Source organism: Parapedobacter pyrenivorans (genome assembly GCF_014636865.1).
Lineage (GTDB): Bacteria > Bacteroidota > Bacteroidia > Sphingobacteriales > Sphingobacteriaceae > Parapedobacter > Parapedobacter pyrenivorans.
Window position 1 is genome coordinate 57111 of the sequence record NZ_BMER01000006.1, and the last position, 23551, is coordinate 80661.

The 23551-nt window shown below is 42.7% G+C and carries 28 protein-coding genes and 1 tRNA gene; 24 read left to right on the forward strand and 5 right to left on the reverse strand.

Going from position 1 to position 23551, the window contains the following annotated elements; translation table 11 throughout:
- Window positions 1-188: 188 nt before the first annotated feature.
- The 9 genes from IEV98_RS21420 to IEV98_RS21460 all read left to right on the forward strand — a co-directional run bounded on the left by IEV98_RS21420 (window position 189) and on the right by IEV98_RS21460 (window position 4878).
- A complete protein-coding gene (locus tag IEV98_RS21420; protein WP_188508102.1) occupies window positions 189-653 on the forward strand; it encodes a hypothetical protein in 465 nt (154 codons plus the stop codon).
- A 207-nt stretch (window positions 654-860) separates the two neighbouring features.
- Window positions 861-1439, forward strand: a complete 579-nt coding sequence (locus tag IEV98_RS21425) for a hypothetical protein (protein WP_188508103.1) — start codon at window positions 861-863, stop codon at window positions 1437-1439.
- Between the two features lie 84 nt (window positions 1440-1523).
- Window positions 1524-1859 (forward strand): hypothetical protein, encoded by a 336-nt coding sequence (locus tag IEV98_RS21430; RefSeq protein ID WP_188508104.1) that lies wholly within the window; start codon window positions 1524-1526, stop codon window positions 1857-1859.
- Between the two features lie 152 nt (window positions 1860-2011).
- A complete protein-coding gene (locus IEV98_RS21435; protein WP_188508105.1) occupies window positions 2012-2221 on the forward strand; it encodes a hypothetical protein in 210 nt (69 codons plus the stop codon).
- Complete coding sequence (locus tag IEV98_RS21440; RefSeq protein ID WP_188508106.1) at window positions 2218-2622, forward strand: putative toxin-antitoxin system toxin component, PIN family; 405 nt, start codon at window positions 2218-2220, stop codon at window positions 2620-2622. The genes IEV98_RS21435 and IEV98_RS21440 overlap by 4 nt, the downstream gene beginning before the upstream one ends.
- Before the next feature lie 26 nt (window positions 2623-2648).
- Window positions 2649-3017 carry a DoxX-like family protein gene (locus IEV98_RS21445; protein ID WP_229738893.1) on the forward strand — a complete coding sequence of 123 codons (369 nt, stop codon included), beginning with the start codon at window positions 2649-2651 and terminating at the stop codon, window positions 3015-3017.
- Window positions 3007-3738 (forward strand): DUF2071 domain-containing protein, encoded by a 732-nt coding sequence (locus IEV98_RS21450; protein ID WP_188508107.1) that lies wholly within the window; start codon window positions 3007-3009, stop codon window positions 3736-3738. The genes IEV98_RS21445 and IEV98_RS21450 overlap by 11 nt, the downstream gene beginning before the upstream one ends.
- The gene (locus IEV98_RS21455) at window positions 3729-4496 is read left to right on the forward strand and encodes a class I SAM-dependent methyltransferase (protein WP_188508108.1); all 768 of its coding nucleotides are present in this window, start codon (window positions 3729-3731) and stop codon (window positions 4494-4496) included. The genes IEV98_RS21450 and IEV98_RS21455 overlap by 10 nt, the downstream gene beginning before the upstream one ends.
- A complete protein-coding gene (locus IEV98_RS21460; protein WP_188508109.1) occupies window positions 4480-4878 on the forward strand; it encodes a hypothetical protein in 399 nt (132 codons plus the stop codon). Before IEV98_RS21455 ends, IEV98_RS21460 begins: the two co-directional genes overlap by 17 nt.
- Before the next feature lie 162 nt (window positions 4879-5040).
- Here IEV98_RS21460 and IEV98_RS21465 read toward each other — a convergent pair whose 3' ends face one another.
- From IEV98_RS21465 to IEV98_RS21475, 3 genes are all read right to left on the reverse strand, one after another.
- Window positions 5041-5289 (reverse strand): hypothetical protein, encoded by a 249-nt coding sequence (locus IEV98_RS21465; RefSeq protein WP_188508110.1) that lies wholly within the window; start codon window positions 5287-5289, stop codon window positions 5041-5043.
- A gap of 173 nt (window positions 5290-5462) precedes the next feature.
- Window positions 5463-7235 (reverse strand): RHS repeat domain-containing protein, encoded by a 1773-nt coding sequence (locus tag IEV98_RS21470; protein ID WP_188508111.1) that lies wholly within the window; start codon window positions 7233-7235, stop codon window positions 5463-5465.
- Between the two features lie 589 nt (window positions 7236-7824).
- On the reverse strand, window positions 7825-8343 hold the full coding sequence (locus tag IEV98_RS21475; RefSeq protein ID WP_188508112.1) for a hypothetical protein: 519 nt from the start codon (window positions 8341-8343) through the stop codon (window positions 7825-7827).
- Window positions 8344-8773: 430 nt separating this feature from the next.
- Here IEV98_RS21475 and IEV98_RS21480 point away from each other — a divergent pair, with 430 nt between their 5' ends.
- From IEV98_RS21480 to IEV98_RS21520, 9 genes are all read left to right on the forward strand, one after another.
- Window positions 8774-9223: a hypothetical protein gene (locus IEV98_RS21480; RefSeq protein ID WP_188508113.1), complete on the forward strand. Its 450-nt coding sequence runs from the start codon at window positions 8774-8776 to the stop codon at window positions 9221-9223.
- An 18-nt stretch (window positions 9224-9241) separates the two neighbouring features.
- Window positions 9242-11017, forward strand: a complete 1776-nt coding sequence (locus tag IEV98_RS21485; RefSeq protein WP_188508114.1) for a hypothetical protein — start codon at window positions 9242-9244, stop codon at window positions 11015-11017.
- A 15-nt stretch (window positions 11018-11032) separates the two neighbouring features.
- Window positions 11033-11105, forward strand: a tRNA-Gly gene (locus IEV98_RS21490).
- Between the two features lie 399 nt (window positions 11106-11504).
- Window positions 11505-11705, forward strand: a complete 201-nt coding sequence (gene vapB, locus IEV98_RS21495) for a type II toxin-antitoxin system VapB family antitoxin (protein WP_188508115.1) — start codon at window positions 11505-11507, stop codon at window positions 11703-11705.
- A complete protein-coding gene (locus tag IEV98_RS21500; RefSeq protein ID WP_188508116.1) occupies window positions 11705-12088 on the forward strand; it encodes a type II toxin-antitoxin system VapC family toxin in 384 nt (127 codons plus the stop codon). The genes vapB and IEV98_RS21500 overlap by 1 nt, the downstream gene beginning before the upstream one ends.
- 295 nt (window positions 12089-12383) lie before the next feature.
- Window positions 12384-12503 (forward strand): hypothetical protein, encoded by a 120-nt coding sequence (locus IEV98_RS24765; protein WP_371870695.1) that lies wholly within the window; start codon window positions 12384-12386, stop codon window positions 12501-12503.
- A gap of 319 nt (window positions 12504-12822) precedes the next feature.
- Window positions 12823-14358 (forward strand): hypothetical protein, encoded by a 1536-nt coding sequence (locus IEV98_RS21510; RefSeq protein ID WP_188508117.1) that lies wholly within the window; start codon window positions 12823-12825, stop codon window positions 14356-14358.
- A 95-nt stretch (window positions 14359-14453) separates the two neighbouring features.
- Window positions 14454-14948, forward strand: coding sequence for an ORF6N domain-containing protein (locus IEV98_RS21515; RefSeq protein ID WP_371870700.1), 495 nt, complete (start codon window positions 14454-14456; stop codon window positions 14946-14948).
- A 2-nt stretch (window positions 14949-14950) separates the two neighbouring features.
- Window positions 14951-15214 carry a hypothetical protein gene (locus IEV98_RS21520; protein ID WP_188508119.1) on the forward strand — a complete coding sequence of 88 codons (264 nt, stop codon included), beginning with the start codon at window positions 14951-14953 and terminating at the stop codon, window positions 15212-15214.
- Between the two features lie 114 nt (window positions 15215-15328).
- Here the strand turns inward: IEV98_RS21520 and IEV98_RS21525 are convergent, their stop codons facing one another.
- Complete coding sequence (locus tag IEV98_RS21525; RefSeq protein WP_188508120.1) at window positions 15329-15778, reverse strand: cold shock domain-containing protein; 450 nt, start codon at window positions 15776-15778, stop codon at window positions 15329-15331.
- Window positions 15779-16423: 645 nt separating this feature from the next.
- Here IEV98_RS21525 and IEV98_RS21530 point away from each other — a divergent pair.
- The 6 genes from IEV98_RS21530 (at window position 16424) to IEV98_RS21555 (ending at window position 21815) form a co-directional block, all read left to right on the forward strand.
- Entirely contained in the window at window positions 16424-16879 is a 456-nt protein-coding gene (locus IEV98_RS21530) for a protein-disulfide reductase DsbD domain-containing protein (protein ID WP_188508121.1), read from the forward strand.
- Window positions 16880-16896: 17 nt separating this feature from the next.
- Window positions 16897-17652, forward strand: a complete 756-nt coding sequence (locus tag IEV98_RS21535; protein ID WP_188508122.1) for a hypothetical protein — start codon at window positions 16897-16899, stop codon at window positions 17650-17652.
- Window positions 17653-17711: 59 nt separating this feature from the next.
- Entirely contained in the window at window positions 17712-18500 is a 789-nt protein-coding gene (locus IEV98_RS21540) for a LytR/AlgR family response regulator transcription factor (protein ID WP_188508123.1), read from the forward strand.
- A gap of 107 nt (window positions 18501-18607) precedes the next feature.
- Window positions 18608-19744, forward strand: coding sequence for a sensor histidine kinase (locus IEV98_RS21545; protein WP_188508124.1), 1137 nt, complete (start codon window positions 18608-18610; stop codon window positions 19742-19744).
- A gap of 497 nt (window positions 19745-20241) precedes the next feature.
- The gene (locus tag IEV98_RS21550; protein WP_188508125.1) at window positions 20242-21327 is read left to right on the forward strand and encodes a PDDEXK nuclease domain-containing protein; all 1086 of its coding nucleotides are present in this window, start codon (window positions 20242-20244) and stop codon (window positions 21325-21327) included.
- Window positions 21327-21815 (forward strand): UvrD-helicase domain-containing protein, encoded by a 489-nt coding sequence (locus IEV98_RS21555; protein ID WP_262892495.1) that lies wholly within the window; start codon window positions 21327-21329, stop codon window positions 21813-21815. Before IEV98_RS21550 ends, IEV98_RS21555 begins: the two co-directional genes overlap by 1 nt.
- A 302-nt stretch (window positions 21816-22117) precedes the next feature.
- Here IEV98_RS21555 and IEV98_RS21560 read toward each other — a convergent pair whose 3' ends face one another.
- Window positions 22118-23266 (reverse strand): serine hydrolase domain-containing protein, encoded by a 1149-nt coding sequence (locus IEV98_RS21560; RefSeq protein WP_188508127.1) that lies wholly within the window; start codon window positions 23264-23266, stop codon window positions 22118-22120.
- Window positions 23267-23551 lie beyond the last annotated feature (285 nt).

The window sequence follows — 23551 nt, forward strand, 5'->3', positions numbered from 1 at the left end:
GGTAAATACCCAATTTATTGCTTGCCTGTGAATAAAGAAAAAATCTGATGCTTTAACATGTTATGTTTGGATCGACACGGGATGAGTTCAATCAAATCCTAAGATCGCAAAATGCGACCTAAGAACACAGCGCTTATTCCAAATACTTGCAGCACCAATCAACAAATCAATTCGTATATTTGAGGGCTATGGGAAATATAACCAAGAACCTAAAAATCGCCATTTTTACTGGGTTACTTGGCATATTTTCATGCTCCCCGAAAATAAACGAAATGTCGCCCAAGACGGTCGACGGATTGCCCGTAGTCGACTTGTGCGACCTACCCAACTATCAGAACCAAGAGGTTATTTTGATATGTACATATAGTGGCGTCGACGAATACTGGTCGCTCCACTCGTTGCAATCCACTCATTGTTCGGACAAACTCAAGGTGGAGCTCGATTTACGTGATGACTATGACTCCCTTGCTCCCAGTACAAAAGAAGCGTTCACTACTGTTTATAACAATTACTGGAACTCGTATTTGACAATCGAAGCAAAAGGGATGTACGAAACCGGAAATAAAAATGGTTATGGCCATTTAGGCACCAACAAATCAAGATTTATAGTTACTAAGATTATGAAAGTTGAAGTGACGAAAAATCAACGATAATTAGCTTAATATTGATTTGACACCAATTAAATCGAAGAATTTTTAAATGGTCGAGGCATCTACAATATCACCGGAATGGATCAGGCGCCGGGCGTCATTCTGCCCGAATGTAAAAGATCAGACCGACCATAACGATATCGAAACGCAGGGTTTCACAAAGTCGATGATTGCATGCACTTCCTCGGATGTGTCAGAACGGATCAGCCTATGAAATCAATTCGACTGCTATTAATCTGTCTGATTGGGATACCACTGGTACATTACACCATTAAATTTCAATACGAGCAGTTTGTCGACGATGCGTTAATTTGGTTTTTCTTGCTCATCGCAGGGACGATCGTACTGGTTTGGACGCTTATTGCCGACATCAGGAATTACCGCTTTACCCGAGAAATAGGAGCTTTATTTCCAGCGCTTCTGGGTATCGCCTTTCTAATAACGATTTTAGCCATTGAATATCGTGTGCAAGCGCGTTTTAATAAAGCCACCTGGGTACGCGCAGATTATGACGGCGACATCAATGGGGTCTCGATCGATTTTAAAACCGATGGGTCTTATGTATTGAATAACCACGTGATCGGTTCTAGCGATTACAGTTACGGCAATTATACTAGAGACGGAGACCGGATTACATTGGACAAAACATTCGGCCGGATTATTCCAACGCCTTACTTTGAGATTCGGCAACGAAGTGATAGGCATGGCTCCAAATGGCTTTTCCTATTGTCGGATGATGGCGCTGTTTTGGATAGCGCCTCCTTCAAGGTGACCATCGACAATAGATGAACAAAGCGATAACCGATAAAACTATGCGATACTTAAAATTGCAGGTTACTCTTTATAGGAAAAAAATGTAGATTGAATTTGATTATGGATATCGGAAATGGAAAGGCATACTCGCCTTTGTTGGATAACGAAAGCAAAGCCAAGTGGACGGTTAGGTTTTTCGGCATGGCCTGCGTGCTCCTGGTCTTCGAAATATATCACTACACGGCGCAAATTGACCTACTAGAAAGAATAATCATTGGTAGAGAAGCTTCATTAGGTGAAATCGCGGCAAATGAACGGATACAAATCGCTTTGCTTTTTGGGGTATTGGTGAGCTTGGTCATGGCGACTGTTTTTTTCTTGATGTGGTTCCACAGTGTTTACCTCAACCTCAAGCTTGCTGGATTAAACCTGACCGATGAATGGAACAAGCTCTGATCCTTATATGGTGAAAGCTGCAGGATGATGTCTGTGTAAATTGTATATGGTGACCGCGCTTAACAGATCTTTGAACAGAGCCATCCATGATGCAAGAAAGTCATTCCAGTATTGTATTGCCAAATAACGATTCTTTTATTAAATTTGCTAATATGGATACGTTTTTGATTAAAGTGCCGGAAAATAAGACTTCGTTGGTGAAAAAATTACTAAAGGAGTTGGGTGTGACGGTTACACGAGAAAGCAACGCCATGGCCCTCGCTAGGGAAATCAATGAGTCCATTAAGCCAGGGAAGACACTTTCTATGGAAGAAATAGTACAGGAAAGCCGGGCCGTCCGCACCACTAAATCGCAAAAATGATCTTAGTATTGGATTGCAATATTTGGGTCAGCTTAGCTATCAACCGTAGATTAGACTTGATCGTCCAAATGTCTGAGTCTGGCATAAGGATCGCAAGCTGCGAGGCGTTGAAAGCAGAGATTACGGATGTGTTGGCAAGACCTAAACTCAGGAAATTTGTACCTCCGGCGAGTGTTTCGAAAGTTGCAAAACTTCATGACCTAATAACTAAACGCTATAAGTTGACTGACATTCCCAAGGTCGTGGCGGACAGCAAGGATAATTACCTCTTTGCCCTCTGCATAAAATCGAGAGCTGACTATCTTGTATCTGGTGATAAAATCGTTCTTCAAACCGGCACCTATGGACAAACGAAAATGATTACCCTAAAGGAATTGCAGGGCTTGCTGAATTCTATATAAAATCGCCTACATTAACCGATATTCCATTGACAGCACACCGCATACTCACGTATTTCATTGCTGCTGTATGGCTGATAAACGGCTTGGCTTGTAAAGTTTTAGACCTAGTTCCGAGGCACGAACAGATCGTAGCCCGGATTTTGGGTGACGATTTCGCCAAACCGCTGACCATACTGATCGGAACGGCTGAGATGGGGATGGCAGTATGGATACTAACAAGGTGGATGCCGAGATTTAATGCCATTATCCAGATGGTACTCGTGGCATCCATGAATACACTGGAATTCTTCATGGCAGCCGACTTGCTGCTTTGGGGCCGGATAAATGTGTTATTCGCGGTATTATTCATCGGACTTATTTATTATTGGGAATTCGTGCTTAAAAATGACATTTAAAAACCATCCGTTTGCTGTTAATGCGTTCTTCGAGCATTCGCTGGTAATAACATTTGCTATTCCGAAGACGCAAGTGGCTGGCATAATTCCCGAATGCCTCGAATTAGACTTACTGCGGAACGAATGGGCCTTCCTTGCGGTTGCCATGGTACAAACAAAGAACCTGCGGCCCGCAGGCTTTCCGAAATGGATGGGCAACGATTTCTTCTTAATTGGCTACCGGATCTTTGTCCGATACCACACCTGTTCCGGGAAACGTCTACGGGGATTGTACATCCTCCAGTCCGAAACAGATAGTCATAAAATGAGCTTCCTGGGAAATATCTTTACGCACTATACGTACTCGACCACGGATATAAGTGTCGTGGTAGACGACAAATCGAGAACGGTACGTTCACGTAAATCGGCATTTGAGATTGCTATTGAGCATTGCCCCGACGACGCGCCGCTACCTGCCGATTCTCCTTTTGCCGATTGGAAGGAAGCACGGAAGTTCGCCGGCCCCTTGCCATACACGTTTGGCTACGATAAGATAAAAAAAGAGGTGGTGATCGTTGAAGGTGTGAGGAGAAGCTGGAAGCCTGTCCCAGTTATGGTCAACAGCTATTCGGTGGGATTCATAGACCGGTTAGATCTTTCGCCTGCGGTGTTGGCAAGTGCGTTTGAGATTTCAAATATCCCCTATCGCTGGAAAAAAGGAAGAGTAGAAAAATGGATGTAAAGCGGAAAGCGTACCAGGGCGTGGCAAACATCGTCCGCTTCAACTGGCATTTCTACGCAATGGCCGGTATGGCCATTGCTACGGCATGGATATGGACAGGTGTCTTTCCGAATGACATTCAGCACTTAGTAATAATTGCCATTACCTTAGCTGCTTTTACCATCCTCATTTCGTTGATGATATCCTTTTACGTCTACGACCTTTCCGGCCTTTACCGGATGAGATGGCTTGATCGTGTCGGCATACCAGAAGGCCAGCCGCATATTCTGAATATCCATGCTGGATTTGACGAAACGAGCGGAATCCTGAAACAAAAGTACGGCGAATCGGCCGTAACGATCTGCGATTTCTATAATCCGGAAATACATACCGAGGTTTCGATCAAACGGGCAAGAAAAGCCTATCCGCCCGATAGCAAAACCATTCCGGCAACAACAGATAGTCTACCCTTCTCGGATAGAGCGTTTAATCTAGTAGTGGTGATGCTTGCGGCTCATGAAATCCGCAATCGCGAGGAACAAACACGGTTTTTCAGGGAAATTAACCGGATAATCACGACGAAGGGTAACGTGGCCGTAACCGAACATCTGCGCGACCTGAACAATTTCTTGGCGTTCTCGATAGGTTTTTTTCATTTTTTCCCACGAACCTCTTGGTTACAGACGTTTCGGGCAGCAGGTTTGAATGTAAAACAGGAAATCAGATCGACGCCCTTTATACGGACATTTATACTGGAAAAACATGGCTGTGCATCTTAAAATTACGGGCGTACTATTAATGGCATTGGCTTTTATCCATTTGTTTTTTCCCAGATATTTCAACTGGCGGGAAGCATTGAGGCCGTTGAACCTGATTAATCGGCAGATGATGCTGGTACATGTGTTCTTCATTGCGCTGACCGTTTTCATGATGGGCTTGTTATGCGTAATGCATACCGAAGACCTTATCACGACCAGCATGGGCAAGACAATTTCCTTGGGTTTGGGTATCTTTTGGATTGTCAGGCTGTTGATTCAGTTCTTTGGATACGCCTCAGAGCTCTGGCGGGGTAAAGTATTTGAAACAACGGTGCATGTGGTATTTAGCTTATTGTGGATGTATTTAAGCACGGTGTTTCTTTGGGTCGGGATTGCTAATTGATTGGCTGTTCTTGGATGTTTCAAGCAATCAGCCGTTAATCCATGGCCCCGAATGGCTCTTCCTATTATCGGATGAGGGCGCTGTTTTGGATAGCATTTCATTCAAGGTTACCGTAGACAACAGATGAACTATGAATACGCGTTGAGCTAGTCGGCGCCCCCCTCATCCATTGGATTGCTCGGCCTTGAAACGTTGTATCTCGTCATAGTCATCGATACCCAGGAGTTCTAACTCGCGGTGCAGCGATAGTTTACCATGTACGGTAGCCTGCTTAATAATCGGATAAAGCTCTTGGGAACCGTTTGCACTGAACAGCTTGAAATGGTATTGATGTTCCTTTCCGCTAATATCAACAAACTTGACATAATTGTTAACGCCTTGTGATAACCGGGGATTCAACGTATGGCGCATCGGCGGATTATGGCCGTAATAGTCTCCGAAGGAAAAGTCGATTGATGCAATGTCTGTAAGTGCGTAATATTGGTCATTTTACATGAATCCCATCGGGGTTAAAAATGATTTCGCCCTGCAACTTGCCGCGTAAGGGTTCAAATCGGAAATGCGTCTCCGTAGAGGGTTTACCTCTATTGATGATATGTGATTTCGTATTTTATAAGTTCTGTTATTTCGCCCCATCTTATTGTTTTTTTCTCAATCCTATTTCCAATGTCGTCATACTTGTATTGTATTACCTGCGTTAGTTCTCCGTTGCTATTGTAGTAATGCTCTTCAAGCAAACACTGTTTATCATCGTAAGTGTATGTTGTTTTGTCTTCCATCCCGTTTTTCCTATGTGCTTCACGGCTTAACAGAGCTCCGTCTGTCTTATATTTTGATATGAACGTAAGGGAGATTTCATCGTTTGAATTGTGTCTGTGTTCCATGACCAGCCCCTCTTTTTCATCATATTCATAAGTTTCCCTGGACTGTAAGGTGCCGTCACTATTGAACGTGCTCCGGTCAATTAATTTTCCGTTCTGATTGTACTTGAATTTGTTGTAAGTACTTCTTTTATTTGTATCATAAAAGCTTAACCTGTGAGTCTTTCGTCCTTTTTCGTCATATATAATGGTATCTCGACTTATGTTGCCTCGTTCGTTAAATTCCGTTTTTAGAATAAGGCTATCCTTATTGTTATATAGAAAGGTAGTTCTCTTGTCGACAGTGCGTTGTAAATAAGATTCGTATTGTTCGGTTTTAATCTTTCGCCCGTTTTCATCATACAGATACACCTCAAAATACGTTCGATTATCCGCTTTTAAAACTTCTTTCAGTTTATTCCCTTTTTCGTCATAGGTAGCTGACCATATTTCTTCAAAATCACCATCACCGATATTCTTTATCCATTTTTTCTCGATTCTGTTCCCCCGTTCGTCGTATTGATATAGCCGTCTTTCTGATTTTCCCCACGTTAAATCGGTTTCATATTCTTCAATAAGTTGTCTGGCTTTGTTGTATTTGTACACAATTGTATTCAATAGTTTTGCATTCGTGATATGTTTCCTATAATGTTTTTCCTTTTCCAAAAGACCGTCTTCATTGTACTCGTACGACATATAATCCTCTTTGCTGAACTCACTAACTGTTTTCTTCCCTGTAGCGTCATATTGATGGACAAGTTTATAGCCACCTTCCTCCTGTTCTACGATTTTATTTCCTTGACTATCGTATTCATACATTTCCTTTCGAAGCAATTTGTTTCCGGAATCCAACATTTGCATTTCAATCAGATTTGCAGATTGGTCGTATATATAAACAATCTTCGCCCGCAATGGCCCGTGCGCATCGTACACGATTTCTTCCGTATTGTTACCAATTGAATCGTACGTAAAAACACGGCTTTCTCTTAAACTTGAATTATAAAATTCCTTTCCTTTATCTGTGTAGGTTGTCTTGGTTTCCGCTATTATTCCATTTTTATTATACCTATTGTTGGTGGTAGACAGGAGAGTGCCATTTTTCAAATATGTTTTGCTCTCAATTTGGTTTCCCTTGTTATCAAATCTTTCTTGATAGCTAATAGCCCTATTATACCTTGTATGCTCTGTTTTAGTCCGATAACCAGATTCATCATCATATAGATAGCATGTCCGACTGCTGAAATTTTCTTCGGTATTGTGGATGTTCTCTTCCATTATTTTCCCCAAAGAATTGAAGTGAACCTCATGTGTTGAAATCTGTAATAGTTTTCCTTTCATATCGTTAGTACCTTCATCATATCTGCGGTTAAAAACAGACTCCTTGTATGATTTTACATTTCCTTTTAGATTTCGACGCTCTACATCGTTTTCTGGTTCAGACTGATTATGAACAGAAAAGATGGTCATGAGGAGTGAAAGTATTATGGGTTTTATCATAGCTTTAACTATTAACAAGACGTAACAAGGTAATTTCTTTTCAAAAAAATGACTTATAAAAATATGCTTAGTAGTTTTACTTATATCACATCGGCAAGATACGGAAAAGGGTTATCCTTATTGAAAATTCGATTCTACTACAATATGGTTTACACCATACGGTAAAGATTAATTCCATAGTCAAAGGAACGTATCCGCCCTATGAACTACATGTTTGATTTCAGGACTATTTCTTATAATTCGGCGGATAGAGTTCTTTCAAGCTTTTGTGGTTGATGGCCATGATGTTTTCCAGGGTGTATTTGAGCCATTGGAAAGGGTTGACCTCATGTTTTGAAGAGTATCAACGAATCCTAAGATCGCAAAATGCGACCTTAGGACATGGCGCCTGTTCCAAATGCTTGCCGTTTGCTTTTACAAAGCAGGCGTTCTCATGTTAGCCAAAGTGCTGAAAAGCGAACAAGCCATTTTCAGGGGGGAGGTCAGTTACATAAAGTTAGTTAATGTAATAGCTTTGATTTAAGCACTTAACCCGTTATTGCACTTACGCAATGTTGGCAGTAGCGATGCTATAGCCTTTCCATAAACATTAATTACAATGTCTGGTAATTCCACTTTTGTTGACATTAAAAATATTTATTTTTCCAAATTGATAAACCCCTGGGAAATATTTTTGTGCAATAATTTGGTTCGAGTTCAATTGTCTTATAACATTTGTGTTCTTTTCAATAACTCTGACAATTATATTTCTATTTTTTACTTCATAGTCATAAAATCTATATGGCCTGACACTTTCATACTTGATATTGCATTCAAACTCAGTACCAGCTAATTGTCCATTATTGTTTTTCACGGGAAGATTTATATAATATTCAAGGCTGTATCCGTCTCTTTTAAATAAACTAAAAACTATTTGATGTTCTGTTGGGTTAAAAGTCCCTTTTTCGAGATTAAAGAAAGAATCTATTTCATCTAAAAGAAGTCGATTGTTTATTAAAATGATAGATTCGTGAGAGTTCACAAAATGCAGACTATATATTTTATATATTCTATCCGATAGGAAAATGAGCGCTACAATAATAAGCACCCCTATAAATATGTTTTTCATTATGTAACTTATTTTTTTAAGTATTGTTCAGGTTATTATGGCTACTTTTGCCTTAAAGCCTGCACTGAATTAGCTTCGCTGCTACTTCGTGGTTCCTGCGTTCTTTTTTCATTTTACAACTGCTAAGTTAAACATTTAAGCAGCTGTCCAATTTTTGGGGAGTACTATAGTTTTCCGGACGAATCAAAGGTATTGTTTTATTCCTCATGTCTTGTCCTGAAAATAGCTTTACACTAAATGTAAAATTGTATGGTAAAAAATCAAAAAAAGAAGATGCGCGAAGGTATGATACTTAAATGCTTGAATGAGTCATATTATTAACGTAAAAAGCTAAGCTAACATTATGGAAATCATCCACGTCTTTTTGGCAATTGCTTTATTGAGAGTAATTATTTGGATTTTTCAAGAAAGAGGCGAAATATTGTCTTGGTTGATTCGGACACGAGACAAGGCTTCCTCCATGTTTTCTTGGAATCAAGACGATGCTTCGCCCGACAATGTGGCTTATCAACAGGGAATGGATGTTGCCCCCCCTGATTTCCAGCACCGCCAGACATACTTGGACGATTCCGAATTCGAAGAGGTATCGGCATTGGTCGATAAAATTGGAAATCTTACCGCGAGCATACAAGCTGAAAAAGCCTGTGGGCAGCAGCATAACTTGGCAAGAGTTAGTTGGCATTTACCGAATAGTGTATCGTCTAATGGCACGATCAATGTGAACTATCATGGAAATGAAGGAGACTACTATGAATTCATTTCATCAACTGGCTCTTTGCGTTTCTACGTTGGTGACACACTGGTCACTAGAAGCCAGACAAACTATGTAATCAAGTACGTAAAGAGACAAACGAAAGTATTGGTGTCGGCTTACCGATAGCTACATTTAACCCGTATAATGAAAAAGGAAAATGTAAAGCAAACGGTAAAAATTCGGCACCCCCAGGATTTGATTACTTTAAATCCTGATATAATCGTACGCATTGAAATATATCTTCGCGACTATACGTTTCAGTTTACCGATCTTAATGCTGATCTGATTATCAGGGCTGAAGGATGCGCCTTTCCAAACCTTAGCAGGATCCAAGGGAGCCTTTCCATCGATGCGAGAAATGGTGATTTCCCCGAATTAACGGCTATTGAAGGGAACCTGACGCTGCATTATGCTGCTGAATTGGACAAACTTGAACATGTGGGTGGGGATTTGAAAAGCCAGGTTGACTTTGACTTTAAGAACGATATAGACTTCAGGCATCGCATATCCTTAACGAAGTGTCAATTGAAGGTGATGGGCCAGCCAGTCCCTGGTACGGCTAAAACCCGGTTCATCAGTATAGCCCATCAAGACCAAGTGATGGATTTGCCAACGGATGGTGTTTTTAACTTAAAAGTCACGGGCAATAATATTACAATTTGGCACAAGGAAATCCACGGAAAAATCATATTAACGGGATACAATACCCGATTCCCTAATTTAACCCATGTAAAAGGCAGTTTGCATATGGGATCGGGCGTAAGAGAAAACCTCCAATACGGGTATGGAACATATTATTTCCCGCAACTCAAAGAAGTGGGAGGTAATCTGCTAGTAAAGCGCAGCAGGGTTGATTTCGAAAAACTCGAAAAGATACACGGCGAACTGCTGCATGAAGATAACTTTGGTGCGGAGGTGTGTCTGGAGTTCCCAAGATTGAGATATATGAAACGGTATAGGAATAGCTACAATTTAGTCGCCGAGCAACTGGAGCGAATCAGCTTTTACGATAGCTGCTATACAAACTCCGTAGTACTTCCTAAACTCAAGCAGATTGATAATTATGTGTATAACGAAAAACTGGAAATAGACAAATTCGCAAAAAACATCTATTTTCGCTTAAATCAGAATGGCGGACTCTACGTCTCCAAAGATGGTTTTATGCGATATGAACCCAATTGGAGAAACGCTAACCGATTAAAACCATTACCCTTAAAAAAAGCAATAAGTATTTTCAAGCTAAAATATAAAACCTTTGACGAATTTCTGGCCAATGATGTACTTAGAAACTGGCAGATCCATGAGCATCGGGATTTCTACCGCATCCTGTTAAAAATCGAAAGGCTTTGGAAGCAGGTTAAGGCATTTCGGCCAAAGGAACTGATGGCTATCAATATTTTTCGCAGTAACCCTTTCATGGCCGAGCTTTATGAGCGGTATGTACCCCTTTCATTTCTCATGGACAATAGCTATTCAGCGATCACTTCAGAGGAAATCGTTTCAGTCAGATGCTATTCAAGAGAACTAAAAGATTTTTCGTGGCAGCCAGTTACATTTCGTGTGTACGAACTTTTTCCTCCACAGATTTCCAGACATCAGCATAATTATGTCAGGATTAGTTTGGAGGCCATCTTGAATAAAGAACTTCCGGATGGCCAGCCTTTGTATTTTGTGATGTGGATAAATCCCGTAAACGGCACGGAGGAATGGGACCTAGTCGACGCTGGACACAAAAATGAAGCGCTGTCTGCATATGCGTCTTTATTTGACGTCCATGAAAATGTTATTGCCAAGCTAACCGCTTTGAAAAGAATCAATCAGGAAATATTTTGCGAACTCTCGGAAGAAATTATCCCTTCGGGCACTAAAAGAACGCTTTCCACGAAAGAGCTTGTTGATTTTTTTGTTATCGAAATATAATTCGTACTTTTAAATGGAAATGGTAATTCAACTGGAAAAAGATCTTTGCCAATAAGATAAATGCGGGTTCGACTCCCGCCCATTTCCACCCTTGGATTTAAAAAGCACTTTGTCCGACCCAAAGGATAACGGCGGAGTGACCTCCTCCTTGAAGTCCGTTACACTTAAAACCAAAAAACTGTCATCGCTATTCGTTATAAAAGTCGCTAAAAACCAAGCCCCGAAACGGGGAGAATCGGGGCTTGCTAACTAACCAATTATAAACCTAAATTATGAAAAGACAAATTTTACTAACTGACTATATAACGCATTCCGGCCCGGCTTTGTTACAGCGGGATTGTTAAGAGATGTTAAAAAGACAATGAGGTGATAAAACTGAATCCGCACCAATGGGATTAGGGACTATCAACCTAGGAGGAGATGTGGAAATGGCCGGTGTGCACTAATCCCGTTTGAAGTTACAAGTCTGTTATGTATATTTGCATTTATGGGACAGTTGACATTACATACTAAATATGAATCATTACCCCCTGATCTGAAAAAGGAGGTGAATGATTTTGTAGACTTCCTTCTGAACAAGTCCAAGCCTATTGTTAGCAAACCTGCGAAATTCGGCAGCGCCAAGGGAAAAATCAAGATGAGCGCTGATTTCGACGAGCCGCTTGACGATTTCAAAGACTACATGTAATGCAATACCTGCTGGACACCCACGCCTTTCTCTGGTTTATCAATGGCGACACCCAGCTTTCCGACAACGCACGAGCTCTTATCGAAAGTCCCTTTAACGAACGGTTTGTAAGCATAGCCTCCTTTTGGGAGATGGCCATTAAACTCAATCTGGGTAAGCTGGAGTTAGACATGTCATTCAAAGACCTGTATCGCGAACTCGATAAAAATGGATTCCGCCTGCTTCCAATAACAGCAGCCCATACGGAAAAAAATGTAACGCTCGACCTCCACCACCGCGACCCTTTCGACCGAATGCTTATCTGCCAAGCTGTTGTAGACAAACTCATCATAATCACCGCCGATTCGCAGTTCCAAAATTACAAAGTGAAGCAAGTGTGGTAACTAAACAACCTATTACCTCTTCAGCGGACTGGGCGCAGACCATCGGGCATTTAAGGAAATGGAGTTTCCTGGCGAAACGCGGTATATTAGCTGGCTGTCCCCATCGGCAAATGAATCGATAGCCGGATACCCGGGGCGTGTCTTTTGCTTTTATAGCTTTCCTAAGCGCTATCTATCTGAATTAACATAACCAACATGTATACCAAAGTAGCCTTTACCATTGAGCAACAAATCGCCCAGCTTAAGGCCCGCGGGCTAGAAATGTTACTATCGGTTAGCGGGATATTGGTGGCCCATGCAAGCCGATAAACAGCAGCATATCTTTAAACCCAACAGCAGGTTTAGCGATGTCATTAACTTGTATACTTTGATAGAGAACTCCGCATCTTGTTGTTCGATATTATCGAAAAGATAGAAATCAGCGTGGTGGTTTCACGATACCAGCCTTTTTGCCAATGTTCCTGAATTGATAAGTCAGAGCCGCTCTGGAAGTAAGGAGGTAGTATGGCGATCTCCACTGCTTTCTGACTGCCTAATGGGGTTATGAATGTGGACTTGGATATTATACACAGACTTTTTATCTTTATCGAAACCAAGGTGACCTGGGTATGATCCTTATCAAGCGAAGCACGTTTCTTAGTTTGTTTTTTGGAATAGTTGCTATAACCACCGTCAATAGTTGTGCAACGAGAAACAGCGAGATAATAAAAAGAAATAAGTTCTCAGAAGGCTTTATGAACGAGTACAGTAATACGTCGTTAAAAGTGAAGGTAAGTCTTTACGGCAACGCGATTATTGGCAGCAAAAATATTTCATTCCCGAAATTCCGACGTGAATTAAGGGCCCACCAAATACCTCTGCCCAAAAACGTTGTTCTATGGGGGACATATCGGGCCGTCGATAGACCCATGTATATCTTGGGTTATTTAATAGAGGATCCATCTCTTACAGATTACACACGGGACACTTCCATCCATGGCTCAACGTATTACTATAAAATCTATCGAAATAAGGAAACTGTTTTTTCCGACATTCTGGTGCCATTGTATACTAATACTTACTTAAATATCCTAGATATTAAATTTGATGAAACACGTGAAGGCCCAGAATTTTTAGCATACATCAACAAGTCGATAGAGACCGTTTTCAGTTCTTTAAAAACAGGTGACAAATTCGACGAACTTGTGTTTGATGATATATATAATACAGGACTCAATATCGCTGATAGTTGTTTTGAAAGTAACGGAGAATGCAACTACCTTTTGCCCGTAGACACGCTCTCAGCCATCATACGAAATCAAGAAAACAGCAATATAGGATTGGATCAAATATTTAAAACTTTTACTTCTTTTCTCGGTGAACCAGTAGCGTATACCGATTCTGACCAGGCGAAAGAGGAACCTGTACACCGCCATAAAATTACTATTGATTCGCTGGTTGATACGATCCGGGATGAACAGGTAGTTATGTTCAATGAAAATCACTTTGCACCTCAATGCCGCCTTTTAGTCAACTTAATGCTTGACAGACTCTACGAACATGGATTCAGAACGCTCGCATTGGAAGGGCTTGCAGACGACGATGACCGCGTTAATAGTACAGGATTTCCGGTCATGGAAAGCGGGTTTTATACTAGGGATCCGAACATGGCGAATTTGATTAGGGTAGCCAAAATGACGGGTTTCCGTATTATAGGTTATGAGGACTTAAAGGGCTCTCGAAACCGGCAACTCGCTATGGCAAAAAATATCATTAAAAAGACACGAATTAAAAAGGGTAATGATGTCAAAATAGCGGTGCTTGGTGGTTTTGGAAACATAGGAGAAGATATAGATGACCAGGATCGGGGGACAATGGGCTTTTATTTCAAAGAACGAACAAAAATAGATCCGTTAACCATAAACCAAACCAAGTTTTTGCCGAGAACATTTGACGATGATAGGATTGAAATAGTAGAGTCCTCGGATGCTGATGATAATTTTGATATTTATATAGCAAACTTTTTAAACCCGCGCCGGATTTTCTTAGGGGCAGACTTGGCATATACTGAAGTTGACATCCCATTTAAAGGGTATGAAAATCGAAAAGATCTTGGCTTTTACGTTTATAAAAAAGAAGAGTATATACTGGATCGCGGCGCAATACCTATTTCGGTAAGCTATATGTCCAATCAAATACCACTGAAACTTCCGGACGGCGAATATACTTGTATCTTAAAAAATACAAGCGGAGAAGTTATTGAAAAGCAGGACATCGTCGTGAATCAATAACATGGGAATCAAAGGGCCTGCCCGTCATCTTGTAGTTCTTCCGACGCTTTCGTAGACAAAGAAACCCGTTACCTTTTGGGCGACAAACAGGTATTATCGGATTTGTAGGATTAAATGTAATGATAGACAGTGACTTGGCAACACTTAAGGGGTTAGAAACCAAGGTGCTGAACCAAGCCGTAAGACGCAATATTGAGCGATTTCCCAACGATTTCATGTTTCAATTGACTAAGGATGAGTGGGCCAACTTGCGGTCACAATTTGTGACCGCAAGTTGGGGAGGTCGGCGAAACGAGCCCTTTGTGTTTACTGAGCACTGGGTACTAATGCTATCGAGCGTCCTCAACAGCCAACGGGCTATCCAAGTCAACATACGAATCATGCGGATATTTAACCAGCTCCGAACAGCTATCATGAGCGAAACTGATATTCGCCTCGAAATTGAAAAGATAAAACGCTCACTGGACAACCAAGATAAAAACATCGAACTCGTATTTCAGTACCTCGATGAACTGAACGATAAGATTAAGAGACCGCCACTATTGCCGGACAGGGAGATGGTGGGATATAAGATTGGGGAAAACAATTGATTATGAAAAGTATCTGTTTTCTGATTGGCATCGCGGCGATTACCCTATTCTCCTGCGACAAAGCACCTCAATTACGCTTGGACGGCGTGCCCAAATCGGTAACGCAACTTATTGACGACAACTGCTTCTGTGAACCGCGAATCGGCTTGTTTAAATGGGATGGACGGTCGTTTTATGTGCACTGTTTTATCGGCCCTGCCTGCGATACGATTGCCAGCATTTTCGACGAGCAAGGCAATCCAGCAGAGCTCACCGACGACGAATGACAAGTCTTTTGGGAAGAAAAGAAACTGGTTAAAATGATTTGGGTCTGCGGGGAATAAGGTAACGAAAAGCAAAGCCCCGAAACAGAAACAATCGGGGCTTGTGAGTCGATGCTCCTAACGTTTTACCACCGCTGTGGCCTGCATGCCGCGAGGGCTCCGCGTGGGGGTGTACGATACCTTATCGCCTATGCTCAGTTCCGTGGTTGGCTCGGCAAAGCTGTTCACGTGTACAAAAAGGCGCTCCTGGGTTTGGTCGTTGACAATAAACCCATAGCCTTTGGAAGGATCGAAATAACTGACAACGCCAGTAGGTATGGCATCAGGGTCATCGGGGAGCGCCTTGGGGATGTCGATGACAATGTCTTCCACTGCTGCCTTATAGGCGTTTTTCGGATCTGGTGGTGTATCCGAAAGGTTTCCGTTTTCATCCACGTAAGCCATCATTTCTTCGAGGCTTTTTTGTTTTACCGGCAATTGCCGCCGCTCATCCCTGCGGAACTCTTTTTCTCTTCGTCTTTCAATTTTTTTCTTTCGTCGTTCTCGTTTACTAAATGTTTCTGCCATTAATTTTTTCCTTATTTATTTTATGTTGTGATTATTTTTTTAGTTAATAATACAAAGCCACCCACGGCTTTCGCCACCGGTGTACCTCGGATTTCAGAAAAGAAAACTTATCAGAAAGCGTTGCCGGAAAGCAACGCCAAAGCGTGTGTATACCCTTGATTCGTCATAGAATTGCACGAATATACGAAAAATTACCGAGGTTTTGAAATGTAACCATAATCGGGCGTACCCAGGTACAGGCTGTTGCAGGCTAAAATTGGCCGGGAATATGGTTTGGTATAAATAGTACAAATGTGCTGCAGATCCCGGCAAACCAAAGTACCCTTTATAGCCGAAACAAAGCTGACAATATTCAGGGATTATACGCAGAACCGGGTTGCCCGAGTGAACACTAACGGTCATTAAAAATTGAAGCGAGTTTTTCGTCAAGCTCTTGATCATCGATGCCATACCGCCCAATAATGATTCCTTGGCCGTATATTCCGGCTAGCCAGAAAGGCTACTTTTTATAACATCGTGAAAAGCTCGTCACCGAAACCACTTCCGGTATTCAATTTCGCAGCAAATTTGCATTGCCGCTACTTTTGCATACATTTAGCAGAAGATAATATAAACGCTTATAACATAGGCCTTAATTTGATAGGTATGATAAAAAAATCAGCATTAGTGGTAGTTCTCTTCACCTTCGCTTCCACTGCCTGCATATGCCAAATCCTGACCCCGGTTAAGTGGCAGTTTGGTTCAAAGAAAATAACCGACAAAGAGGCCGTCATCTTTGTAAAAGCAACAATGGCTAAAGGATGGCACATCTATTCCCTTAACGTCCCGGAAGGCGGACCTATCAAAACCGCTATTGATTTTAAGCCCGACGGTGCTTATTCGGTAATTGGAAAAACCCTGGAGCCTAAGCCCAAGATGAACTATGAAATGGTTTTCGATATCGATGTGCCTTACTTCGATAATGAGGTTGTGTTTCAGCAAAAAGTTGGATTGCATGAGCAGGGGGAAGTGAAAGTAAAGGGAGTGGTTGCGTTTTCTGCTTGCGATGCGGAACGCTGCTTACCGGAAGACGAAGTTGAATTTGTCGTTACCGTGAGATAGATCACTATTGAACTGCCATGGAGGTGACCACCGAACGGATCTATAGGGATAAAGAATTGGCGCTGGCGTCATTTCTGGGCGGACCATTGGCTATAGGGTACCTCATAGCCGAGAACTTCAAGGTCTTTGAGCAGCGTGATAAAGTGCGCATCACATGGATAGCCACGCTACTATCCACGGTGGTTATATTTGCGAGCCCATTCTTGGTACCTGCCCTAGAAAAAATCCCGAATTTCATCGTTCCGCTCGTTTATACCACGATTGCCTATGCATTGGTAAACCGATTCCAAGGTGAACGCATTGAGGCACATATCGATGCCGGAGGAGAAGTGCATAGCTGGAAACGGACAATAGGCGTTGGCCTGATTGGCCTGGTGATTACCCTTGTGGCTTTATTAGGCACCGGATTAGTGGTGGATGCCATCGTAAATGCTGATATTACTTCAAAAACCTATGGCCGCATGCAGCATGAAATCAGTTTTGACACCACGAATATACCGGAAAGGGAGGTTGACCGCATTGCATACAGCTTGCGATTGGGTGGATTCTTTGACGACGAGGTGACCAAATACGTTCATGTGGAAAAAGTGGGCAACGACATCGAACTGTATATCTCCGTAGCGGATGGCGCAGCGGCTGATAACACGACGCTCACCCTTTTCAGGGGGCTGTTGAAAGTTGTACAGGAACGTAGTCCGGATAACCGTGTTTATCTGAACCTAGTAGTGGAGCGGCTGGACAATGTGGTGAAAAGAATGACAATGGGCGATTAACATAAAACATTAGCTGCTTGCCGCTTGGAGTGGTGAGGATAGCATATCAGATTTCTTTAATGAGTAAACCGAAAAATGTAATATTGGGCATGCATACCCGCACGGCGATATCCGTTGATGACGAACAGGCAGCTCATTATGCCTTGCATAACCTATTGAAGGGCTATCACGGCATTAAACTGATTGGGCAAGCCCATAACGGAACGGAAGCTGTGACGCTCATCAACAGCCTAAAGCCGGAAATCGTCTTTCTGGACGTCCAAATGCCGGACATGAACGGCTTTGAGGTGCTGAAGCGCCTCTCCTATCAGCCCTATATTGTGTTTTGCACGGCTTATGACCAATATGCCATCGAGGCGTTCAACCAAAACTCCATCGACTACCTGCTCAAACCGGTGGATGATAAACGCTTTGCCCAATGCGTGGGTAAAATAGAGAAATTCATTCCGAAGCATCAGGAAATCGATGTTTCCAAATTGATGGATTGGAGCAGCATGCTGAACCCGCCAAAAAAAGCCTTTGCGATACCGATAACCGTGCGTTCGAAGATAACCTTTGTGCCGTGTGAGACGATAGCGTTTTGCGCTGCCCGGGATGGCTATGTGTCGTTGGTCACCGACGATGGGACAGAGCACGTATGTGACTTGACATTGAAACAACTGGAAGAACGCTTGCCCGATGATTTCTTGCGCGTCCAAAAATCATACATCGTCAAAAAAACGAAAATAGAAACCGTGGAAAAACATTTCAATAACCGGCTTGTGCTTACCATGGCAGATAATAGCCGCACCAAAATAACCACCGGCACCAGTTACATCAGTGTGATAAGACGGGAACTGCTGCTATAGATTTAAGTTTATATTTTTCAGGTTGACCGGCTAGTTTTTCAGGTTTGGGGAAATAACGTTGGACATCCGGCGTGTTCCGTATTAATTTGGCCTAAAATAATTTCATTATGGAGGCATACTTTGATTTTCTGTCGGCTTTTCTATTATTCTTTGCATTGACATACGTCTTGGCCCATCTGCCAGGGGTACACTTTACCGAAAAATGGAAAAAGCAGAACCTGATATTTCTGGCGTCATCCGGACTATTGGCGCTTTGGCAATTGGTAAATGGGCGCGGCACCATCGAACCCTCCCATGTATGGTCGTTGGGTTTTATTTTCGTGGTATACAATGGCTACCTCCTCGTGAGCGGCTACATAAAGCGTGGGGGAAAGGTATCGAACGCCATCGTGGATTTCACGCTGTGTGCGCTTACACTCTTCGCGTCCACGTGCATAGTAGCCGTTTTGGATGGTTTCCCCATCAGGGAGGTGGTCCACCAACGATTTGAAGACGGCAGTTACATATTCAGACCGGGATACCTCCAATATATGATCGGTAGCAGCATCGGCTTTTCCTTCCTGATCATACCGTTCAAATATACTTACCTGTACATGCTGGACCAATTGGAAGAAAGACAACGGAATAGGATCAGTAAGCTGGAGTTACAGAAAAAAAATGTAGAGCTGCGATTCGACGCCCTGCAGGCAAAAGTCAATCCGCATTTCCTGTATAATTCGTTGAATTCCATTGCGGGGCTGGCAACCGTGGATGGCAATAAAACAAGGCAAATGGCCTTGGCGTTATCCCGGTTTTTCAGATACAGTATGAACCGCGAACAGGAAATGCTCATCACCGTGGAACAGGAAGCGGAAATGATGGAAACCTATCTGGAAATAGAGAAGATCCGTTTTGGTGACAAACTCACATACCGTGTGGAGATAGCGGACGACGCGAAGTCGTTCAGCATACCTAGAATGCTGCTCCAGCCCATCGTGGAAAACTGTATTAAGCATGGGATGAACCGAAATACGGTGCAGCTAAAAGTGGACATTTCGTTTACGTTGGCAGATTCAACACTGGCTATTTCAGTAAAAGACGACGGAACACCTTATGATGATGGCTTCACTGCTGGATATGGTATACAAAGTGTCTATGAGAAACTTGATCTGCTATTTCCTGGAAAATACCGCATTGAACTAAGTACGGATAGTGAAAAAGTGTTTAGGATATTCTTAAATCGGCAGTCGAGCCAAACGAAATGAGCTCCTTAAACAAAGCCCCGAAACGGGGAGAATCGGGGCTTGCTAACTAACCAATTATAAACCTAAATTATGAAAAGACAACTTTTATAAATTTTACTAACTGATTATATGACGCTTTCCGGCGCCGCTTTGTTACAGCAGGACTGTTAAGATATGTTAAAAAGACAATGGGGTGGAAAAAGAGAAACCCATTACCTGAAAGATAAGGGGGGTGTACTTTCCGGAATATCCACTAAATCAAAAAAATAAATTTTTTAGCATTTTTATCTATATTATTGGACGTCAAAAACTAAACGCCTATATTTACCTCAAGCAGTTATCTATCTTAAAGTCACAATTTATGACTTCAAGACCAAACGACCACCTGATGGTGGAAATTTAGTTTTAAACTCAAATAATTAAACAGTAAGTATATCGAGGGGAATTTACTAATCAATTAGAACCCGTAATAAGGTCGCAATGTTGTGATGCATTGGATTATGGAAATAAATTGACCAATGAGTATAGATAACACATATTTACAATTAGTTGGCGACCTGAAAGAACGAATCCGGCAGTCCCAGCAGCGAGCGGCATTAGCGGTAAACACCGAGATGCTGGAATTGTATTGGTATATAGGCAATGTTATTTCTAGTCAAATAAAGAATGCAGGTTGGGGAGCAAAGATTATTGACCGGCTATCTGCTGATTTAAAAAACGAATTTCCTGATGTTAGAGGGTTTTCTGTTCGCAATCTGAAATACATGAGGGCCTTTGCCGACGCCTATCCGGAATTTGTGCAAGGAGGGATTGCACAATTAGGTGACTCAATTTTGCAACCGTCGGCTGCAAAATCACAACATGCTGAGAAACAGAATAATGAATTTGTGCAACCGTTGGTTGCACAAATTCCATGGTCGCATCACACCGTCATATTAGACAGAATAAAAAGCGCGAGTATCCGTTCGTATTACATACAGAAAACCGCAGAAAACGGATGGAGTAAAGATGTATTGGTGCTGCAAATCGAAAATAAACTCCATGAACGCCAAGGTCAAGCCATTACTAATTTTGAACGCACGCTCCCTAAGCTCCAATCCGATTTGGCAAAGGAAACTTTAAAGAGCCCTTACCTGTTTGATTTTTTGGGTATCGGTGAAGACATACAAGAACGGGAGCTGGAGAAGGCTTTGGTACAACATATCCGGAAATTCCTGCTAGAGTTGGGAAAGGGGTTTGCCTACGTGAGCAACCAGTACCACTTGCAGGTCGGCAACGATGACTTCTACCTTGATCTTTTGTTTTACAATTTCCATTTACACTGCTTTGTGGTTTTTGAATTGAAAGTTGGCGAATTCAAACCTGAATACACGGGAAAGCTCAATTTCTATGTCAATGCCATAGACGAACAGATCAAAAGCAAGGAAGACAAGCAAACCATTGGCGTGTTGCTTTGCAAGACACCCAATGAAACGGTTATCAAGTATTCGCTTAAAGGAATCGAATCGCCATTGGGTGTGGCCGACTACCAGCTGCCGAAGAAACTTAAAAGCGAAATGCCAACAATTGAGGAACTGGAATCGGCGATGGGAAAATTAAAATAGTGAGGATTCAATATGCCCGTTGCCTTGAAAAATACGATAACACGTTGAAGGAAAGAAATGAGCTTGACTTCAACGATATGATTAATTTCGCAACGGAGCTTATAAGCCAGAACAAGCCGAAATACAGCTATAAATACATCATCATTGATGAATATCAGGATATCTCATTTTCGCGGTTTAAGTTGATCATGGAAATCCGGGAATTGTCGGGTGCACGATTGGTTTGTGTAGGAGACGATCGGCAATCGATTTACCGCTTTGCAGGAAGTGACATCTCGCTATTCTGTAATTTCGGGAAATATTTTGAAAGCCAAGGTAAATCGGAAGTAAAAGGGTTTGAAGAAATTGACATCAGCTATTTAACCGCCCATCGGTCTAAGGGCACCGAGGCAGATAATGTGATCGTGTTAAAACTCAGAAACCATTTGCTCGGCTTTCCCAACAAGATGACGGATGACCCCCTCCTATCGCCGTTGTTAAGAACTTAAGCAGGAGCTGGAGGGCATTTTCGACAATAAATGAAATGCCTTATGCCAGATTGAAATGAGACAGAGGCAATCAGCTTGGGAATGCCTTAAGTAATGGCTACGTTTGCAACAACAAACACCTAATTCTTTCATGTTTCAATTGAACGAGAAAGAATGGAATACTAATGATCATTAAAAATTGAGGCGAGTTTTTCGTCAAGCTCTTTAAACAAACCCTAACTATGAACAAATTGATCGTTTCACTGAACCGACACAGCCCCAAGCCATTACGGCCCGGGGCTGTGCGCTTGAGGTAGATGACACTATCGCCAAGAGGCGTCATACGCTTTTTGGATCAGCGTTTCAGGCGATCCCAATTGCGTTACGCGGGCGTTACTGTGCCACGCCACCTGAACATTGTTCGGGAAGTGCATCACCACCGTGTAGATGCCCCGTGTTTGGGGATCAGCCCAGACACCGTTCTTAAAATAATAGGTGCCGTACTTTCCATCGCGCGTCCCGTCATAGCCCATGAAATCTTCCTTCATCCGCTTCATCATGGCGGCGCTTACCAGTTTTCCTTGTTCGCCGGCCGCCAATACGGCTGACATTTCCGGGCTATTCATATACCAGCCGCCGGGCCCGGCTTGCAGGTAGGTGGTCCAGGTAGTTACGCCGGCAAGATTCGGCTGCTGGAAATTATAATAGAGTGTTATCCGGCGATCGCCACTTTCGCTATCCACCGGGCCGTTCTCGTTCCAGGGGCCCACGTTGATCTGCGACCAGTTGGGGATGCCCGCCTTCTTGAAGATGTTCTGCCGTACATAATTGCGGTAGAATTGCGACACGACCTCATCTGCGGCCTCATCGCTAAGGCCATTCAGGTCTGTTGTGCCATTCACGATACAGAACAGGAGCACGCGGCAAATCGAGTAGTTGTTGTTCGTGTACTTATAGTGCGCCTTGCCATAGCCGGTAGTTGGTATCTGCATACTCTCGCGCAGCGATTTGTAATCTTTCCCGACTGGCGTAAGGCCAGCGTAGTGCTGCAGCAACATGGCCACGGTGAGCGGGTGGTTTTCCATGGGGATATCCCACCACTTGGGCAACAGATCGACAAGCCGTGCTTTTTCGTCTTTGCCTTTTGCTTCCAGGGCCTGCAGGACGGCGAAAGCGGTGATCGTCTTTGACGTGCTGCCGGTGCCCTGGCGTGTGAGGTAGTCGTAAGCAAGCTCTCCATCTTTCTGGGTACGGGCTGATCCACCGGCATCAAACTTGACGACTTTGCCGTTCTGGCTGATAGCAAAAGAGTAGCCTACCGTTTTCCCATCGGTGGAGGCTTTCAGGTTTTTGCGAAATAGTTCCGCATCGAACCCGGTGTTTACCAGGTCTAGGTGAGTGGTCTCGCAACCCGACATGAGGGCAGCGGTAAGCGCCAGTGCGATAGTGGCTGTTTTAATCGTTTTTTTCATCTCGCTAGATCTTAAAATAACTATTTATGCCCTCAAAACTATGGAGTGGCTCGCTTGGCACGAAAGGGCGATTGACGGATCGGGGATTCCGGTTAACGGATGGTGTGTACAGATTGACTTTTAAATGTTGTTAAGTGGCGGTAATATAACTCGGTTGAAGAAACCCATTACAGATTTTGGATATTGTACACAAACTTTTTACCCTTATCGAAACCAACGTGACCTGGGCCTGAAGCATTCGGATTTTTTGGTTTTGGAATGCCTTTGATCACATTTTGCGACCTC

Coding starts and splice junctions, on each gene's coding strand:
- IEV98_RS21420 (WP_188508102.1), top strand. CDS start 189: ATGGGAAATATAACCAAGAACCTAAAAATCGCCATTTTTACTGGGTTA.
- IEV98_RS21425 (WP_188508103.1), top strand. CDS start 861: ATGAAATCAATTCGACTGCTATTAATCTGTCTGATTGGGATACCACTG.
- IEV98_RS21430 (WP_188508104.1), top strand. CDS start 1,524: ATGGATATCGGAAATGGAAAGGCATACTCGCCTTTGTTGGATAACGAA.
- IEV98_RS21435 (WP_188508105.1), top strand. CDS start 2,012: ATGGATACGTTTTTGATTAAAGTGCCGGAAAATAAGACTTCGTTGGTG.
- IEV98_RS21440 (WP_188508106.1), top strand. CDS start 2,218: ATGATCTTAGTATTGGATTGCAATATTTGGGTCAGCTTAGCTATCAAC.
- IEV98_RS21450 (WP_188508107.1), top strand. CDS start 3,007: ATGACATTTAAAAACCATCCGTTTGCTGTTAATGCGTTCTTCGAGCAT.
- IEV98_RS21455 (WP_188508108.1), top strand. CDS start 3,729: ATGGATGTAAAGCGGAAAGCGTACCAGGGCGTGGCAAACATCGTCCGC.
- IEV98_RS21460 (WP_188508109.1), top strand. CDS start 4,480: ATGGCTGTGCATCTTAAAATTACGGGCGTACTATTAATGGCATTGGCT.
- IEV98_RS21465 (WP_188508110.1), bottom strand. CDS start 5,289: ATGCGCCATACGTTGAATCCCCGGTTATCACAAGGCGTTAACAATTAT.
- IEV98_RS21470 (WP_188508111.1), bottom strand. CDS start 7,235: ATGATAAAACCCATAATACTTTCACTCCTCATGACCATCTTTTCTGTT.
- IEV98_RS21475 (WP_188508112.1), bottom strand. CDS start 8,343: ATGAAAAACATATTTATAGGGGTGCTTATTATTGTAGCGCTCATTTTC.
- IEV98_RS21485 (WP_188508114.1), top strand. CDS start 9,242: ATGAAAAAGGAAAATGTAAAGCAAACGGTAAAAATTCGGCACCCCCAG.
- vapB (WP_188508115.1), top strand. CDS start 11,505: ATGGGACAGTTGACATTACATACTAAATATGAATCATTACCCCCTGAT.
- IEV98_RS21500 (WP_188508116.1), top strand. CDS start 11,705: ATGCAATACCTGCTGGACACCCACGCCTTTCTCTGGTTTATCAATGGC.
- IEV98_RS24765 (WP_371870695.1), top strand. CDS start 12,384: ATGCAAGCCGATAAACAGCAGCATATCTTTAAACCCAACAGCAGGTTT.
- IEV98_RS21510 (WP_188508117.1), top strand. CDS start 12,823: ATGAACGAGTACAGTAATACGTCGTTAAAAGTGAAGGTAAGTCTTTAC.
- IEV98_RS21520 (WP_188508119.1), top strand. CDS start 14,951: ATGAAAAGTATCTGTTTTCTGATTGGCATCGCGGCGATTACCCTATTC.
- IEV98_RS21525 (WP_188508120.1), bottom strand. CDS start 15,778: ATGGCAGAAACATTTAGTAAACGAGAACGACGAAAGAAAAAAATTGAA.
- IEV98_RS21530 (WP_188508121.1), top strand. CDS start 16,424: ATGATAAAAAAATCAGCATTAGTGGTAGTTCTCTTCACCTTCGCTTCC.
- IEV98_RS21535 (WP_188508122.1), top strand. CDS start 16,897: ATGGAGGTGACCACCGAACGGATCTATAGGGATAAAGAATTGGCGCTG.
- IEV98_RS21540 (WP_188508123.1), top strand. CDS start 17,712: ATGAGTAAACCGAAAAATGTAATATTGGGCATGCATACCCGCACGGCG.
- IEV98_RS21545 (WP_188508124.1), top strand. CDS start 18,608: ATGGAGGCATACTTTGATTTTCTGTCGGCTTTTCTATTATTCTTTGCA.
- IEV98_RS21550 (WP_188508125.1), top strand. CDS start 20,242: ATGAGTATAGATAACACATATTTACAATTAGTTGGCGACCTGAAAGAA.
- IEV98_RS21560 (WP_188508127.1), bottom strand. CDS start 23,266: ATGAAAAAAACGATTAAAACAGCCACTATCGCACTGGCGCTTACCGCT.